Origin of the sequence: Enterococcus sp. DIV0724b (assembly GCF_050531475.1) — a bacterium.
Classification (GTDB): domain Bacteria; phylum Bacillota; class Bacilli; order Lactobacillales; family Enterococcaceae; genus Enterococcus_L; species Enterococcus_L haemoperoxidus.
Map to the genome: position 1 here is coordinate 1,098,913 of NZ_CP172890.1, position 15,796 is coordinate 1,114,708.

Below are 15,796 nucleotides of genomic sequence, written 5' to 3' on the forward strand. Positions count from 1 at the left end.
TTGACATTTCTTTCGTTATTGATTATATTTGTATACATACTTCTTTAATAATTATATATGCGAAGAAAATTATCTGGGTTTACGAATTTATTCAGCTTTAAAATCATCTAGCTTTTTGTGTTAGCTCTTCGGGAAAAAGATAAAAACTGATTGTGGCAAAAAGCACCACATTCTGTTTTTCCTATTTTCCAGTCAGAGCTGACCAACACAATCAGCTTTAAAATCATCTAGCTTTTTGTGTTAGCTCTTTGGAAAAAGGATAAAAACTGATTGTGGCAAAAAGCACCACATTCTGTTTTTCTTATTTTCCAGTCAGAGCTAATCAACACATCAAGCTTTAAAATCAAGGGGGAAACAAAATGAAAAAATTTAGCTTTTTATTTGCTAGTCTATTTTTACTAGCAGCATGCGGTCCAACAGCTGGCGGAGGCGCAAGCGGAGGTGGAAATAAGGCTGAAGGTGATACGATCAAAATTGGCATGAACATGGAACTTTCTGGAGATGTTTCGGCGTACGGGAACGCTGAAAAAGAAGGAATCACATTAGCGGTTGAAGAAATCAACGAAGCCGGTGGCGTGTTAGGGAAAAAATTAGAATTGATCGAAAAAGACAACAAATCTGAAAATGGTGAAGCGACCTCAGTTGCGGCTAACCTGACAGCAAAAGATAAAGTTGTTGCCGTCGTGGGTCCTGCAACATCAGGTGCAACAAAAGCGACAATACCGAATATGACGAAAGCAGCAGTTCCAGTAATCACACCTTCTGGTACGGATGATAGCATCACTGTTGTAAATGATAAAGTGCAAGAGTATATTTTCAGAGCTTGTTTCCAAGATACCTTCCAAGGAGTCATCTTAGCGAACTTCGCACAAGACAACTTAAAAGCTAAAAATGTTGTGATCATTGGTGACAATTCAAGTGATTACGCAATTGGGCTGACAAAATCATTTAAAGATACATTTAAAGGTAAAATCGCTAAAGAAGAAACCTTTACAGCGGGAGACAAAGATTTCCAAGCTATTTTAACGAAAATCAAAGACCTGGATTACGATGCAATCTACATTCCAGGTTACTATGCAGAAGCTGGCTTGATCATCAAACAAGCACGCGAGATGGGTATCGACAAACCAATTCTTGGTGCTGACGGATTCGGTGATGAAAAATTAGTTGAAATCGCTGGAGCAAAAAATGTATCTGACGTTTATTACACAGGTCATTTCTCAGAAAAAGCCCCTGCAACAGATAAAGTAAAACCATTTGTAGAAGCATTTAAGAAAAAATATGATAAACAGCCATCTGCTTTCAACGCTTTGGGTTACGATTCAGTTTACATGTTGAAACAAGCAATGGAAGATAAAGATTCTGCTGATTCAAAAGAGATCACAGAAGGATTAGCTTCATTAAAAGATTTTGTCGGCGTAACAGGAAAAATGACGATGGATAAAGATCACAATCCTGAAAAATCTGCTGTAGTACTAGGTTTGACAGAAGGAAAAGAAACTTCTGCGGATGCAGTAAATCCTTAAAATACAATTATTCATATGAAACTTAAAGAGGGTGAGACAAGGTTCCGTGTTTTGTCCACCTTCTTTTCTTTAATCAAACAACAATTATACTAAAATATTGGAAGTGATAAACATGGAAGTAGTTATCCAACAATTGGTGAATGGGCTTTTTCTTGGCAGTATTTATGCTCTATTAGCTTTAGGGTATACGATGGTTTATGGAATTATCAAATTGATCAACTTTGCTCATGGAGAAATTTATATGTTGGGTGGATTTATGGGGTATTTTTTTATCAACAAATTAAGTTTAGGCTTTTTTCCAGCTTTGATTTTATCTATGGTAGGAGCTGCCGTGATTGGAGTTGTGATTGAATTTTTGGCATATCGACCATTAAGAAAATCAACAAGAATCGCAGCATTGATCACAGCAATCGGTGTTTCATTTTTACTACAGAACGGAATGATTTATTGGTTAGGACCTGAAAAAAAATCATTTCCACAAGCAATTGAATTCAAAAATTATCAATTAGGGTTTATTCAAATATCAAATATTCAAGTACTTATTTTAGTAATTTCTTTAGTATTGATGGTAGCTTTGCAATTAATCGTTAAGAAGACAAAAATGGGGAAAGCGATGCGGGCGGTTTCTGTTGATGCAGATGCAGCACAATTGATGGGAATCAATGTCAATCGTACAATTTCATTTACATTTGCTTTAGGATCAGCACTAGCAGCTGCAGCAGGTATGTTGATTGGTCTGTATTATAATTCTATCGATCCAATGATGGGCGTGGTCCCAGGTCTTAAATCATTTGTTGCGGCAGTTTTAGGTGGGATTGGAATCATACCTGGCGCAGCGCTTGGTGGTTTTGTAATTGGTTTGTTAGAAACAATCACGATAGCATTAGGGTTTTCAGATTATAAAGATGCAGTGGTTTATGCATTGTTGATTATTATTTTATTGATTCGTCCTGCTGGAATTCTCGGCAAGAATATCAAAGAGAAAGTGTAGGTGGTATGCATGAAAAAGAATTTAAAATATAACGTTGTTTGGCTTTTAATTGCTGCACTAGCTTACGCTTTCATTTACATATTATATGTAACAGGTGTGATTACTCCGTTCACTGAATATACCTTGATTACGATCGGGATCAATATTATGTTGGCGTTAGGCTTGAATTTGATTATCGGTTTTTCTGGTCAATTTTCTTTAGGACATGCAGGATTTATGGCGATAGGTGCTTATAGTGCGGCAATCATGTCAGTCAAGTACCCAACGATGGGTGGTTTTTTCAGTGGTATTTTGCTAGGAATTATCTTATCTGGAATCGTGGCATTAGTTGTTGGTATTCCAACTCTGAGATTAAAAGGGGATTATCTAGCAATTGCAACTTTAGGTATTTCTGAAATTATTCGGATTATTATTATTAATATGAAAGATGTAACGAATGGTCCAGCAGGGATCTTTGGTATCCCTCCGATGGTCAACTGGTCGCTTGTTTTTGGATTTGTGGTGATTGTAACATTGATCATTGTCAATTTTATTCATAGTGGTCCAGGACGTGCGACAATGGCGATTCGAGAAGATGAAATTGCTGCTGAGTCAATGGGTGTCAATACGACAAAATATAAAGTTGCAGCCTTTATCATCGGTGCTGTTACAGCAAGTGTAGCTGGTGCGATTTACTCAAGCTATGTTCAAACGATTGCACCAAAAGATTTTGGCTTTATGAAATCAATCGATATTTTAATTATTGTGGTATTCGGTGGAATCGGCAGTGTTACGGGAACCTTCATTTCGGCTATTGTGCTAGGAATTTTGAATATGTTCTTGCAAGACGCTGGTGCACTTAGAATGATCATCTATGCATTAGCTTTGATTATCATCATGATTTTCAAACCAGGCGGACTACTTGGAACCTGGGAATTTTCCGTAAAAAAAATAGTCAAGAAAAAGGAGGACAAATCAAATGCCTCTATTGAACGTTAGTAATTTAACTAAAAATTTCGGTGGACTTGCTGCCGTTTCAAATGTTAATCTTTCTTTAGAAACGAATGAACTGATTGGTTTAATTGGTCCAAATGGAGCAGGCAAAACAACTTTATTTAATCTGTTAACAGGTGTTTATGAGCCAAGCGAAGGAACAGTGACCCTAGATGTTTTAGGAAAAGAACAAGTATTAAACGGCATGAAACCTTATAAAATTGCTGACATGGGTTTAAGTAGAACGTTTCAAAATATTCGGTTGTTTAAAGATTTAACCGTGATGGACAATGTTTTGATTGCAATGAATAGTAAAAATAAAGAAGGAATTCTTTCGAGTATTTTACGATTACCAAGTTTTTATAAAAAAGAAGATGAGATGGAGAAGAAAGTATTCGAACTTCTTGCGATTTTTGGCTTAGAAGGCAAAGTTCAAACTTTAGCCAAAAACCTTCCATATGGAGAACAAAGACGTTTAGAAATTGTGCGTGCTTTAGCGACACAACCAAAAGTTCTATTTTTAGATGAACCAGCTGCAGGTATGAATCCACAAGAGACAGCAGATTTAACTCAGTTAATCAGAAAAATACAAAAAGAATTTCAAATTACGATTGTTTTGATTGAACATGATATGAGTTTAGTTATGGATGTCTGTCAAAGAATTTATGTTTTAGAATACGGTAGAATTATTGCTGAAGGAAAACCAGAGGCAATCAAAAACGATCCGCGTGTGATCGAAGCATATCTTGGAGGTGAACTATAATGCTGACAATCGAAAATTTATCCGTTCATTATGGTGTGATCCAAGCAGTGCGTGACGTAAGTTTTAATGTAGAACAAGGAGAAATCGTATCACTTATCGGAGCGAACGGCGCTGGTAAAACGACGATTTTAAGAACGATCTCTGGTTTGAATCGTCCATCTAATGGAACTATTACGTTTGAAGGGCAAACAATTCACAAAATGGTTCCGCAAAAAATCGTGGCAGCAGGACTATGTCAAGTACCAGAAGGCCGCCATGTTTTTGCTGGCTTGACTGTTCAGGAAAATCTAGAAATGGGCGCATTCTTACGGAAAGACAGCGATTTAAAAAAAGATTACGATATGATATTTGATCGTTTTCCAATTTTAAAAGAACGTAAAAATCAAGATGCTTCAACCTTATCTGGTGGAGAACAACAGATGTTGGCGATGGGCAGAGCACTTATGTCCAAACCCAAATTGCTACTATTAGACGAACCTTCTATGGGACTGGCACCAATCTTCATTCAAGAAATCTTTAATATCATTCAAGAAATCAATAAGCAAGGAACAACAATTTTATTAATTGAACAAAATGCCAAAATGGCCTTGTCGATTGCAGATCGAGGGTATGTTTTAGAAACAGGCGAAGTTGTTTTAAGTGGACCCGGAAAAGAATTGTTAGAAAGTGAAGAAGTCAAAAAAGCATATTTAGGAGGTTAAGAACATGAGTGTAAGTGATTTTATGACAAGAAATTTAGTCGTCGCGCAACCTGAAATGAAAATCTTTGACGCTGTAGATTTAATGAAAAAAAATAATATTCATCGTTTACCAGTAGTTAAGAAAGAGCAAGTGATAGGATTGATCACGGAAGGAACGATTCAGTCAGCACTACCATCAAAAGCCACAAGTTTAAGTGTTTATGAGGTTAATTATTTACTTAACAAGACAACGGTGGCAGATATAATGGTAAAAGATGTTCAAACGATTAAGCCAGAAGCATCGTTAGAAGATGGTATTTTCAAAATGCGCCAAAATAATATTGGTGTTTTACCTGTTGTTGATGTAAATAAGAAACTTGTGGGAATTATAACAAATAATGACATTTTTGATGCTTTTTTAAAAATTACTGGCTACAATGACGGTGGAACCAGAGTGCAACTCCGTATTCCAGAAGACCATAAGGGGATTTTAGCGAGTATTACCAAGTTATTGGCTGATAATAATTTTAGTATTTTAACAGTTGTCGTAAACCGAAAAGAGCTGGAAACAATTATTGAGCTTCAAATCGAAAGTCGTGAAACCCAACAAATTGAGAAAATTTTAAAAGAAGCGAATTATGATGTTTTTGAAACAACCTTTATATCTAAAAAAATTACAAAAACCGAATAGTAACAAGAGATAGAGGATTTTTTTTTACCGAAAAAGAGTTTGACTATTATTAAAGCATATGATAGTTTTATATAGTGAAGTAAATAATTTATCTTCTAATGTTGGGATATTAAAGTATTTTGTTTCTTTGATATCTTTTCATGATGTCCTAAAAACAATAGGGGTTATTGTTGTTGGTATAACCATTACAGATTTTCTGTAATTGATTATAAATATTTTAAGATAGGAGGAGAAAAAATGAAAAAAGTTATTGGATTTATCATTGCTATTGTGGCAACTGTAAGCTTTGCAACTAATGCTTCAGCTGACGGTGCTATTTCAACAGCAGAGCAGTCTATTCTTAACGAATTGAATGCTGGCGCAACAATCGGCGGCAAAAAATTTAATTTTGATGCGGCTGAAACAAACGCAGCAGCTAATCACTTGAAACGTGTTGATTTAACACAAGCTCAAGCAGATGAAGCTGTAAAAAATATCCAAGCAGCACGTGGTTTAGTTGAAAGTGTATCTGTTAATACTTCAAGCGCTAACTCACTTGCAAGTGCAATTAAATTATTGCCAGCTAACGTAATTTCTCAAGTACAAAATTACGCAGTTGCTGCTGGAAATGCTGTTGGCGTAAAAATCACTTTTGGTAGCGGAAGCTACTCTGCAGTGACGATTACAGATGCTAATGGTGCGCCTGTTTACAAAACTGGAACTCCAGTGAAAAATACAGGATCAAATTACGCATTAAGCGGAATTACTTTTGGTTCATTGATCGTAGCTGCAGCAGGTGCAGTATTCGTGAGCAGAAAGAACAAACTAGCATAATATGAAACAACTAAAAAGAGTAGGGGCATTTATTTACGTGCCTCTTCTCTTTATGTTTTTTGGCTATCTCATTATTTACATAATTGGTGCACCTGTCATTAATTTTGCTACTTCAGCAGTTGAATTGATTTCACTAAATGATGCCCCGTCTTTTGATCAAAAAGGGACGAATCTCTTTGAAAAAAGAAACCAAAAAAAAGAGCAAACCTCATCAGATAAAACAACGAATAAAACAGTTGAACAAGCAAGTGATGGAACTGATCAAGAGTCAGAGCAAGCAGTTGTGGGTGGGGCGGAAGTGACTGAAAAAGGCGAGATTGCTTCTTCGAATATGGTCTATCCAGTAGGAGGAGATCAATTTGGTGAAGTGGTAATCGATAAAGTTAAAATTAATGAACCATTATATTACGGAGATAGTGAAGAAATTTTGCGTTTAGGCGCAGGACAATACCTCGGCAGTATGATTCCAGGTGATCTTGGTACGACTTTGATCGGTGGGCATAATCTTCCCTCTTTTGGGAAAATTTATTACTTAGAACCCGGAGATGAAGTCAATATTCATACCCACTATGGTGACTATACTTATCAAGTAACAGAAGTAAAAGTTGCTGACTATAAAGATCAGGCGATTCAGACAAGATTAGGAGACCGCTCAAAAAGATCATTGATCCTTTATACTTGTTATCCATTAGATGCGATTGGACTAACACCAGAACGTGTTTTCGTTTCTGCAGATTATGTATCTGGCCCAATCATTGATGAGAAGTCATAAAGGAGGAGAATCAGTCAGATGAAAAAACGCGGTCATTTAATGAAAGTATTTTCTCGCTTTTTTATTGCCTTTTTATCCTCTGTATTTTTATTTGCCTTTTTGATTTTATTGACATTAAGACTGACACTTTTTAGTGAAAATTATATTGCAAAACAAGCAGCTGAAGCAGATTATTATTCAGAATTAACTGAAGAAATCAATCGACAAATCGAAAATAGTGCTTTGGGAAGTAATATTCCAGAAGGTGTTTTGAATCAAGCAGTCAGCAAAGAATTAGTAAAGACAGATGTAGATGCGTATTTTAAAGCGATGTACAATACAGGTACAAAATATTCGATTTCTAATGAAAAAAAGATTCATGATTCTGTTTCTGGAGCGATTACAGATTATATGAATGAAAAAGCCATTCAAGCAACTCCTGAATCAGAGCTTGCGATAACGGGACTTTCAGACAAAGCTGTGAAAATCTATAAAGGCTATATAGAATTGCCATTTTTAGTTTCTTACGGACGAAAAGTTATGAACTATAAGTCGAAATTGGTCATTTTTATGGCAGTTTGTGGTGTTTTATGGGCCTTATTAAGTTTCTCTTTATACTCTTCGTTAAGAGGCTATTTCCATCGTTTATTGAGATATTGGGCATATATTTGGGTAGGAAGCGGCTTGATGATGATTGTAGCTCCTACAGTAATTTTAGTCCAAGGCTCGTTAAAAAGATTGGGGATTCAATCTAAAGCGATGTATGATTTCATTCAGACTTATTTATCGAGCTTTTTATGGTTGTTTATTATACTTGGAGTTTTGTCCATCATATCCGGTATTATTTTCGGTGTGTTGAGTGAGATTAAGAGAAAACAGCTGTTTAGTGCTTAAATACAACTAAAATTTGATGAGTGTCAGGTAGCATTGTCTGTTCACTCAGAAAAAAGACAAAGTGGAACAAAACGTAAATGTTTTGCGCTACTTTCTTTTTTTTACGTAACGTGATAACATAGATGTTTGGAGGGATGAAGATGTCAAAGAAAAATAAAGATATAGAAGTAAAAATAGAAGAAGCAGAAAAAAAAGTAAATGGTGAGACAATTACAGTAAGTACCTTAACAATCGGCAAAAAAGAAATCGGTCAGGTCTTAGCACAAGACACAAAAAAGTTTGCTGTAGTAATTGATGGTCGTAATGAAGCAACTGTGAAAACGCTTGATGAAGCGATCGAATACATTATTCGTCAGTGGAATTTAAACGACTAAAATAAATAACAACTTTTTTTCGAAAAAGGCTTGCATTTTGTTCAAAAGTTTTGTATTATAACTAAGTCAGGTTTGTTACTAAAAACCTTTTGGAGGAATAGCGAAGTGGCTAAACGCGACGGACTGTAAATCCGTTCCTTAGGGTTCAGTGGTTCGAATCCACTTTCCTCCATTTTAACCTTTGGGGTATAGCCAAGCGGTAAGGCAACAGGTTTTGATCCTGTCATGCGTTGGTTCGAATCCAGCTACCCCAGTTTTTTATTAGAACAACTCAGATGGAGTTGTTCTTTTTTTGTTAAAAAATTTGATAGTAACTTTTGTTCTCTTTTTTCGGAATATGTGATAAAGTGAATGAAAAAGTATGAGGAGTGAACGGAATGAATATCAAAGAGAAAATAACTGAAACGGCTGAAAAAGTCTATGACTTAGCACGTGAAGGTAAATATGATGTCAAAGTAAATCTTTTTTCTAAAAAGAAAAATAAGGACAACGCAAAGGGCATCCAAATTGTGTCTACTAGAGATACTGCCCATACAAAAAAATGGCGTGCGAAGAACCGCTAAATCTTTTAATTAATAATAGCCTGAACCAACATAAAAATGTTGGTTCAGGCTATTTTCCTTTAGATGGGTATTTATTTATCGATTTCAAGCCCTAAAACAGTTAAATGGCCATTTCCAACTAATTTAATAACTAACCTAGCTAAATGGTTTGGAGACATGTCTGTGTCACTTGTGATCCACCAATGAAGTGTCCCGATAAATATAGAAGTCATATATTCGATGATAAAATCAATTGGCACTTCAATATCATTCTCCGTGATTTTTAGCTTAGAAAAGATATCTGCATATTTCTCATAAACAATATCTGCTAACTTCTTACGTAACAACTCGTTTGAACTACCGTCCATGATTGTCAGAAAGAAATTTTTATTTTTTTGAATATTAATATAAATATTTGACAGTAAAAATTCAATCTGTTTTACTTTGATCCGATTGCTGACAATAATCTGCTCTGTGTCGATAACAGATGTAAAGGCATTGATTGCAAAATCAAAAATTTGTTCATAAAGGTCTTGTTTGTCTTTGAAATGAGCATAGAAAGTCGCTCGATTGATCATTGCTTCGTCTGCAATGTCTTGGATCGTTATACAGTCGTATCCTTTTTCATCTACTAAGTGAAAGAAAGCTTCAATAATCATTTTGTGTGTTCGCATTACCCGAAGGTCGGTTTTCTTTGACATAAAAAATTCCTTTCGAAATAATCAACAGTTTTTGAAAGTTTGTTGCTTATCTCACAAATTTGGGTGTTTTGCTAGTTGCAATTAAATTAGAATCTTTCTAAAATATACATAAGTATTATATCAGACACCTTGTAGGATAATCAACAAAGTGTTGTGAAATAAAAGGGTATGGAATTTAAGGAGATAAAAATTATGACATTAAGAGCAGGAATAGACGTTGGTTCAACAACTGTGAAATTAGTAATTATTGATAAAGAAAATCATACAAAATTTGCAAAATATGAACGACATTACTCAGATGTAAAAGCGGCAACCGAAAAAGTTTTACATGAAGCAATGGTTGAATTGGGTGAAAAAACACCGATCACAATGACGATTACAGGTTCTGGTGGTATGGGACTTGCAGATGTCTTGACTATTTCTTTTGTTCAAGAGGTAATTGCCTGTACAAAAACAGTAGAAGAGATCATTCCAGAAACAGACGTAGCAATTGAATTAGGTGGGGAAGATGCGAAGATCACCTTTTTTGAAGGAGCATTAGAACAGCGAATGAATGGGAGCTGTGCTGGTGGAACGGGTGCTTTTATCGATCAAATGGCGGTTTTGTTAAAAACCGATGCTAACGGAGTTAATGAGCTGGCTAAAAATTATCAAACAATTTATCCGATTGCATCAAGATGTGGCGTTTTTGCTAAGACCGATGTTCAGCCTTTGATCAACGAAGGCGCCGCAAAAGAAGATATTTCAGCAAGTATTTTTCAAGCAGTGGTCAACCAAACAATCGCAGGACTCGCAGCTGGTCGAAAGATCAAAGGAAAAATCGCCTTTTTAGGTGGTCCACTTTTCTTTATGTCTGAACTTAGAAAACGATTCATTGAAACTTTAGATGTGAAACCAGAAGATGTAATCTTTCCAGAAAATCCACAACTATTTGTGGCGATGGGCGCGGCAATTTACTCAGAAGGAGCAAGGCCAACGACCTTATCTGATTTGATCCACCGTTTGACAAAAGGTGATCAAGAACAATTAAAACCAACCGATACATTAGAGCCGTTATTTCAAGATGAAGTAGAATTAAAAGAGTTTAGAACACGTCATGATCAAGCTAAAGCACAAGAAAAAGCGTTAGCTGACCATCATGGTGTTGCTTTCTTAGGGATCGATGCAGGATCTACGACGACAAAAGTTACATTGATTGATGAAGAAGGCAACCTATTATTTTCATTTTACGGGAACAATCAAGGGCAGCCCTTAGAAACAACAATGAGTGTTTTGAAAGAGTTGTACCAACAATTACCAAAAGATGTATTTATCGGAAAAGCTGCCGTGACTGGATATGGAGAACATTTGATCAAAAATGCATTGAAAGTCGATATTGGAGAAGTCGAAACTATGGCTCATTACAAAGCTGCTGATCATTTTCAGCCAGGAGTTGATTTCATTTTAGATATCGGTGGTCAAGACATGAAGGCGATGACCATCAAAGACGGTGTATTATCTTCCATTCAATTGAATGAAGCTTGTTCTTCAGGGTGCGGTTCGTTCATTGAAACGTTCGCCAAATCATTGAATTTTGATGTAAAAGACTTTGCCCTCGAAGCACTGAGCTCTAAAGCGCCGGTTGATTTGGGTTCTCGTTGTACGGTATTCATGAATTCAAAAGTCAAACAAGTGCAAAAAGAAGGCGCATCAGTAGGGGATATTTCTGCTGGCTTGTCTTATTCTGTAATCAAAAATGCGATTTATAAAGTAATCAAAGTGCGACGTCCAGAAGAATTAGGCAAAAAAATCGTTTGCCAAGGTGGAACGTTCTATAATGAAGCTGTTTTGCGTGCCTTTGAGATGATTAGTGAACGAGAAGTCGTCCGTCCTTCTATTGCAGGCTTGATGGGCGCGTATGGGGCTGCGTTGATCGCGTTAGAAAATTATGAATTAGGACAGGAAACAACGATTCTCGGTTTGGAAGAGCTGGACACTTTTACTGCAGATAAAGAGTTTACCCATTGTGGTTTATGTGAAAATAATTGTATGATGACTGTTACGATTTTTTCTGATGGACGCCAATTTGTGACTGGAAATCGTTGTGAACGCGGCGCTAGAATAAAGGTGAAAAGAGAAGATCGCAGAGTTAATTTGGTTGACTATAAATACCGTAAACTATTTAAATATCGTCCGTTGAAAGAAAAAGATGCAGTACATGGCAGAATCGGAATCCCACGAGTTTTGAATATGTATGAAAATTATCCACTATGGCATACGTTTTTCACTGATCTAGGTTTTAGAGTGGAGTTGTCACCACGATCAAACAAAGCGCTGTACGAACAAGGAATGGAAACAATTCCAAGTGATACAGCTTGTTATCCTGCAAAAATTTCTCATGGTCATATTCAAGCACTGATCGATTCAAACATACCGATGATCTTTTACCCGGGTGTCGTTTTTGAACGCCAAGAATCAGCCGAAGCAGATAATCATTTTAACTGTCCCATTGTACAAAGTTACCCTGATGTTATCCGTAATAATGTAGATGACATTCGTGATGGAAAAGTCGATTATCGTAATCCGTATATCAATTTAGCTAATGAAGCATCGGTTGCCAAAGTTTTAAGCGAAACATTTGCAGATTTAGGAATCACAGCGGAACAAGTTGCTCAAGCATTACGACATGGGTATGAAGAATTAGATGCGTTCAAAGAAGATATCCGCAATAAAGGGGAAGAAACACTCGTGATGCTGAATCAAAAAGGGGAAAAGGGCATCGTTTTATCTGGCCGTCCTTATCATTTGGATCCAGAAATCAATCATGGCATTGCAGATGTGATCACTCAAGAAGGATTCCATGTATTGACCGAAGATTGTGTTTCTCATTTAAGTGATGTCGGAAATTTACGTGTTGTGAACCAATGGGTGTATCATTCTCGTTTATATGCGGCGGCTCGTGTTGTCGCGAAATCGAAGAATCTTGAGTTGGTTCAGCTGAATTCGTTTGGTTGTGGTTTGGATGCTGTCACAACGGATCAAGTCGAAGAAATCATGGACCAATACGGGAAAATTTATACCGTTTTGAAAATCGATGAAGGCTCGAATTTAGGTGCGATCCGTATTCGGTTACGTTCTTTAAAAGCAGCTGTTGGAGAGCGAGAAAAAATGAATTTTGAGCCAAAATTACAGCACGAAGAACCGGAGAAAATTATCTTTACCAAGGAAATGAAAAAGACGCATACCTTATTATTACCGATGTTAAGCCCAATTCATCAATCTGGTTTAGTAGATGTGGCTTTAAAAGCTTCTGGCTATAATGTCGTTTGTTTACCAGCAGATGATCGAGAAGCTGTAAACGTTGGTCTGAAATACGTAAATAATGATGCCTGTTATCCAGCCATCATTTCAATTGGTCAATTAGTTGAAGCGCTAGAAAGTGGAGAATATGATTTAGATCACGTCAGCGTGATGATGACGCAAACAGGTGGTGGTTGTCGTGCAACAAATTATATTCCGTTACTTAGGAAAGCCTTGAACGATGCAGGATTCCCGCAAGTTCCTGTCGTTTCAGTTTCGATGGGAAATAAAGGGGTTGAGTCTAATCCAGGATTTAAATTTACATTACCAATGTTGAAACGTGTCGCTGTAGCGTTTTTATATGGAGATTTATTCGAGAGAGTTGTTTATCGCACTCGACCTTATGAAACAGAAGTCGGAATGATCGATGCCCTTCACGCTAAATGGCTAAAAAAAATCGAGAAAAATGTTCGCAATGGTTCATTAACCTTATTCAATCGAAATATGAAAAAAATCATCAAAGAATTTGATGAAATTCCATTGAACGAAGTTAAGAAACCTAAAGTTGGAATCGTTGGTGAAATCTTAGTGAAATACTCACCAACTGCGAATAATGATATTGTTCGTTTGCTTGAAGCCGAAGGAGCGGAAGCCGTTGTACCGGATATAGTTGGGTTTATGAATTACTCTTTGTATAACCAAATTTGGAAATACGATAATATGGGGATGTCTAAACAAAGTAAGAATCTCGCTCAATTTGCCATCCGAATCATTGAATATGTTGAGAAACCAATGGACAAGGCATTGAGAAATTCTAAACGATTTGAAGGACTGAGCTCTATCCATGATTTAGCTGAAGATGCTGGAAAAATTCTTTCAATCGGAAATCATACAGGTGAAGGTTGGTTCTTAACAGGAGAAATGATTGAGCTATTAAAGTCGGATGTCAATAATATCGTTTGTATGCAGCCTTTTGGTTGTTTACCTAACCATGTTGTAGGGAAAGGTGTGACGAAAGAACTTCGCCGTCAATATCCTAAAGCTAATATTGCGCCAATCGATTATGATCCAGGTGTGTCATTAGTGAATCAGCTGAATCGGATTCGTTTGATGATGGCAACGGCCAATAAAATGATGGATGAAGAAAAAGTCCATTCGTAAATAGTTGAGGTTGGGACAGGAGTGTTTAACCCCGAGAAATAAGAAGGGGGGTTGCTTCTGCTCCCACCGTTTATTCATATTTAGGGTGTGAAACAAAAGTGATTTTTACTTTTGTACCACACCCTTTTTTGCAAATAATTGTTTAGAAAAATAGTCTACTTTCTTGAATTTTTCTTTCTTTTTGTTTAGGTTTCGTTATACAATAAAGACAATGCTTACAAATAGCATTTATTTTGCTTTAAGCGTACCAAATTGTTTTTACGAACGCTTTCTTCACTAGCTTTTCGAACTTTTGGTTGTTTATGAGGTATATACCAGTTATAATGAAGAAGAATAAAAAGGAGGAAATAAGATGGTCTCAAGTTTACCAGTTTATATTCAAATACACGATAAAATTAAAGATGACATTGAACATGGTGTTTGGAAGATTGGAGACAGGCTTCCGTCAGAACGTGAGCTGGCCATTCAGTTCAGTGTTAGTCGGATGACGTTAAGGCAGGCCATTCAGACACTTGCTGATGAAGGGATTTTAGAGCGTAAGATTGGTTCGGGAACCTATGTTGCCCGCAAGAAAGTTCAAGAAAAAATGACAGGAACAACCAGCTTCACAGATATCATGCTTTCCCAAAATCGAGTACCTTCCAGCCGTACTATTTCCTATTATGTAGCCAAACCAAGTTCTAGTGAAATGGAAAAATTAAACCTAAAAGAAAATGAACAAATCGTACGCATGGAGCGGGTTCGGTTTGCAGATGATTTACCAATCTGTTTTGAAGTTGCTAGTGTGCCATACTCATTAGTCGATCAATATAGTAAAACAGAAATTACCAGTTCTTTCTATAAAACTTTGGAAGAAAAAGGCGGCAATAAGATTGGACATGCTAATCAAACAATTTCAGCAATGTTAGCCTCAGAACAAATTGCGGATTATTTAAAAATCAAACGTGGTGATGCTATTCTTCGTTTACGTCAAATATCTTATTTTGAAAATGGTACACCGTTTGAATATGTAAGAACACAATATGTAGGAAACCGTTTTGAGTTTTATTTAGAAAAATAAGCGAAAAAGGAAATGAAGACTTTCAGCTCATCTATAATTGGAGAGCCGTCTGTTTTCATTCCCTTTTTTTATTTTGTTAAATCTATTTTTTCATTGATCCAGTATATAAAAATCCCGCCAAAGGCCATTGATAATAGTTCACCAATAGCAACTGTTAGCCATGTGTAGAAAAACGGCAGATGATAAAAAAAAGTTAATTGTCCGGCAACGGTAAACATCGATAGCGAACAAATAATTGCTGTGACAATCATTTTTTTAACCGGATTTTTTAGCCTTTTCGTCACATAATAGGATAAAAGTAAGACAGCAAATGTCGACAAGCTACCGATGATGACATCCACTAACCCTAATGGTGAAGCAAAATTTGAGATAGCTACCCCTAAAGTTACGGCAATGATGTAACGCTTATTGAAAAGTGGTAAATAATTAAATAACTCTGAAAATCTGAGTTGGACAGCTCCGAAACTAAAAGGGGCCAAAAAAATAGTGACAACAACATAGAGTGCAGTGATCAAGGCCATTTTTGTTAAAGCAATAACAGACCAAGCTTTAGTCTGTGAGTTTGGATCATTCATTTGTATTCTCCTTTGTAAAACAG

The 15,796-nt window shown here is 36.4% G+C and carries 15 protein-coding genes and 2 tRNA genes; 15 read left to right on the forward strand and 2 right to left on the reverse strand.

What is annotated here, in order from left to right:
* Positions 1-359: 359 nt before the first annotated feature.
* From IGJ02_RS05145 to IGJ02_RS05205, 13 genes are all read left to right on the forward strand, one after another.
* Positions 360-1,526, forward strand: a complete 1,167-nt coding sequence (locus tag IGJ02_RS05145; protein WP_430603504.1) for an ABC transporter substrate-binding protein — start codon at positions 360-362, stop codon at positions 1,524-1,526.
* Between the two features lie 112 nt (positions 1,527-1,638).
* The gene (locus IGJ02_RS05150) at positions 1,639-2,517 is read left to right on the forward strand and encodes a branched-chain amino acid ABC transporter permease (RefSeq protein ID WP_010760751.1); all 879 of its coding nucleotides are present in this window, start codon (positions 1,639-1,641) and stop codon (positions 2,515-2,517) included.
* A gap of 9 nt (positions 2,518-2,526) precedes the next feature.
* Entirely contained in the window at positions 2,527-3,495 is a 969-nt protein-coding gene (locus IGJ02_RS05155) for a branched-chain amino acid ABC transporter permease (protein WP_010760752.1), read from the forward strand.
* Entirely contained in the window at positions 3,476-4,252 is a 777-nt protein-coding gene (locus IGJ02_RS05160) for an ABC transporter ATP-binding protein (protein ID WP_010760753.1), read from the forward strand. The genes IGJ02_RS05155 and IGJ02_RS05160 overlap by 20 nt, the downstream gene beginning before the upstream one ends.
* Positions 4,252-4,953 (forward strand): ABC transporter ATP-binding protein, encoded by a 702-nt coding sequence (locus IGJ02_RS05165; RefSeq protein WP_010760754.1) that lies wholly within the window; start codon positions 4,252-4,254, stop codon positions 4,951-4,953. The genes IGJ02_RS05160 and IGJ02_RS05165 overlap by 1 nt, the downstream gene beginning before the upstream one ends.
* A gap of 4 nt (positions 4,954-4,957) precedes the next feature.
* Entirely contained in the window at positions 4,958-5,623 is a 666-nt protein-coding gene (locus IGJ02_RS05170; protein WP_010760755.1) for a CBS domain-containing protein, read from the forward strand.
* A 237-nt stretch (positions 5,624-5,860) separates the two neighbouring features.
* Entirely contained in the window at positions 5,861-6,436 is a 576-nt protein-coding gene (locus IGJ02_RS05175; RefSeq protein ID WP_010760756.1) for a hypothetical protein, read from the forward strand.
* A gap of 1 nt (position 6,437) precedes the next feature.
* Complete coding sequence (locus IGJ02_RS05180; protein ID WP_010760757.1) at positions 6,438-7,208, forward strand: class D sortase; 771 nt, start codon at positions 6,438-6,440, stop codon at positions 7,206-7,208.
* Positions 7,209-7,226: 18 nt separating this feature from the next.
* Entirely contained in the window at positions 7,227-8,081 is an 855-nt protein-coding gene (locus IGJ02_RS05185) for a hypothetical protein (RefSeq protein WP_010760758.1), read from the forward strand.
* Between the two features lie 140 nt (positions 8,082-8,221).
* A complete protein-coding gene (locus IGJ02_RS05190) occupies positions 8,222-8,455 on the forward strand; it encodes a DUF2969 domain-containing protein (RefSeq protein WP_010760759.1) in 234 nt (77 codons plus the stop codon).
* Positions 8,456-8,546: 91 nt separating this feature from the next.
* Positions 8,547-8,627 (forward strand) — tRNA-Tyr (locus IGJ02_RS05195).
* Between the two features lie 10 nt (positions 8,628-8,637).
* Positions 8,638-8,709: transfer RNA gene (locus tag IGJ02_RS05200), tRNA-Gln, on the forward strand.
* Positions 8,710-8,832: 123 nt separating this feature from the next.
* Entirely contained in the window at positions 8,833-9,018 is a 186-nt protein-coding gene (locus IGJ02_RS05205) for a hypothetical protein (RefSeq protein WP_010760760.1), read from the forward strand.
* A 71-nt stretch (positions 9,019-9,089) separates the two neighbouring features.
* On the opposite strand, the gene IGJ02_RS05210 is transcribed toward IGJ02_RS05205, so the two are convergent.
* Positions 9,090-9,698: a TetR/AcrR family transcriptional regulator gene (locus IGJ02_RS05210; protein ID WP_010760761.1), complete on the reverse strand. Its 609-nt coding sequence runs from the start codon at positions 9,696-9,698 to the stop codon at positions 9,090-9,092.
* 192 nt (positions 9,699-9,890) lie between these two features.
* On the opposite strand from IGJ02_RS05210, the gene IGJ02_RS05215 reads away from it, so the two are divergent.
* Both IGJ02_RS05215 and IGJ02_RS05220 read left to right on the forward strand, forming a co-directional pair.
* Positions 9,891-14,138 carry an acyl-CoA dehydratase activase-related protein gene (locus IGJ02_RS05215; RefSeq protein WP_430603505.1) on the forward strand — a complete coding sequence of 1,416 codons (4,248 nt, stop codon included), beginning with the start codon at positions 9,891-9,893 and terminating at the stop codon, positions 14,136-14,138.
* Positions 14,139-14,490: 352 nt separating this feature from the next.
* Positions 14,491-15,198: a GntR family transcriptional regulator gene (locus IGJ02_RS05220; protein ID WP_010760763.1), complete on the forward strand. Its 708-nt coding sequence runs from the start codon at positions 14,491-14,493 to the stop codon at positions 15,196-15,198.
* A gap of 68 nt (positions 15,199-15,266) precedes the next feature.
* Here the strand turns inward: IGJ02_RS05220 and IGJ02_RS05225 are convergent, their stop codons facing one another.
* Positions 15,267-15,773, reverse strand: a complete 507-nt coding sequence (locus IGJ02_RS05225; RefSeq protein WP_430603506.1) for a QueT transporter family protein — start codon at positions 15,771-15,773, stop codon at positions 15,267-15,269.
* Positions 15,774-15,796: the final 23 nt, after the last annotated feature.

What these genes read in the sequence shown, in the direction of transcription:
- IGJ02_RS05170 (WP_010760755.1), top strand. Translation starts at nt 4,958, where the DNA reads ATGAGTGTAAGTGATTTTATGACAAGAAATTTAGTCGTCGCGCAACCT.
- IGJ02_RS05155 (WP_010760752.1), top strand. Translation starts at nt 2,527, where the DNA reads ATGAAAAAGAATTTAAAATATAACGTTGTTTGGCTTTTAATTGCTGCA.
- IGJ02_RS05210 (WP_010760761.1), bottom strand. Translation starts at nt 9,698, where the DNA reads ATGTCAAAGAAAACCGACCTTCGGGTAATGCGAACACACAAAATGATT.
- IGJ02_RS05175 (WP_010760756.1), top strand. Translation starts at nt 5,861, where the DNA reads ATGAAAAAAGTTATTGGATTTATCATTGCTATTGTGGCAACTGTAAGC.
- IGJ02_RS05190 (WP_010760759.1), top strand. Translation starts at nt 8,222, where the DNA reads ATGTCAAAGAAAAATAAAGATATAGAAGTAAAAATAGAAGAAGCAGAA.
- IGJ02_RS05180 (WP_010760757.1), top strand. Translation starts at nt 6,438, where the DNA reads ATGAAACAACTAAAAAGAGTAGGGGCATTTATTTACGTGCCTCTTCTC.
- IGJ02_RS05205 (WP_010760760.1), top strand. Translation starts at nt 8,833, where the DNA reads ATGAATATCAAAGAGAAAATAACTGAAACGGCTGAAAAAGTCTATGAC.
- IGJ02_RS05215 (WP_430603505.1), top strand. Translation starts at nt 9,891, where the DNA reads ATGACATTAAGAGCAGGAATAGACGTTGGTTCAACAACTGTGAAATTA.
- IGJ02_RS05220 (WP_010760763.1), top strand. Translation starts at nt 14,491, where the DNA reads ATGGTCTCAAGTTTACCAGTTTATATTCAAATACACGATAAAATTAAA.
- IGJ02_RS05185 (WP_010760758.1), top strand. Translation starts at nt 7,227, where the DNA reads ATGAAAAAACGCGGTCATTTAATGAAAGTATTTTCTCGCTTTTTTATT.
- IGJ02_RS05145 (WP_430603504.1), top strand. Translation starts at nt 360, where the DNA reads ATGAAAAAATTTAGCTTTTTATTTGCTAGTCTATTTTTACTAGCAGCA.
- IGJ02_RS05160 (WP_010760753.1), top strand. Translation starts at nt 3,476, where the DNA reads ATGCCTCTATTGAACGTTAGTAATTTAACTAAAAATTTCGGTGGACTT.
- IGJ02_RS05225 (WP_430603506.1), bottom strand. Translation starts at nt 15,773, where the DNA reads ATGAATGATCCAAACTCACAGACTAAAGCTTGGTCTGTTATTGCTTTA.
- IGJ02_RS05165 (WP_010760754.1), top strand. Translation starts at nt 4,252, where the DNA reads ATGCTGACAATCGAAAATTTATCCGTTCATTATGGTGTGATCCAAGCA.
- IGJ02_RS05150 (WP_010760751.1), top strand. Translation starts at nt 1,639, where the DNA reads ATGGAAGTAGTTATCCAACAATTGGTGAATGGGCTTTTTCTTGGCAGT.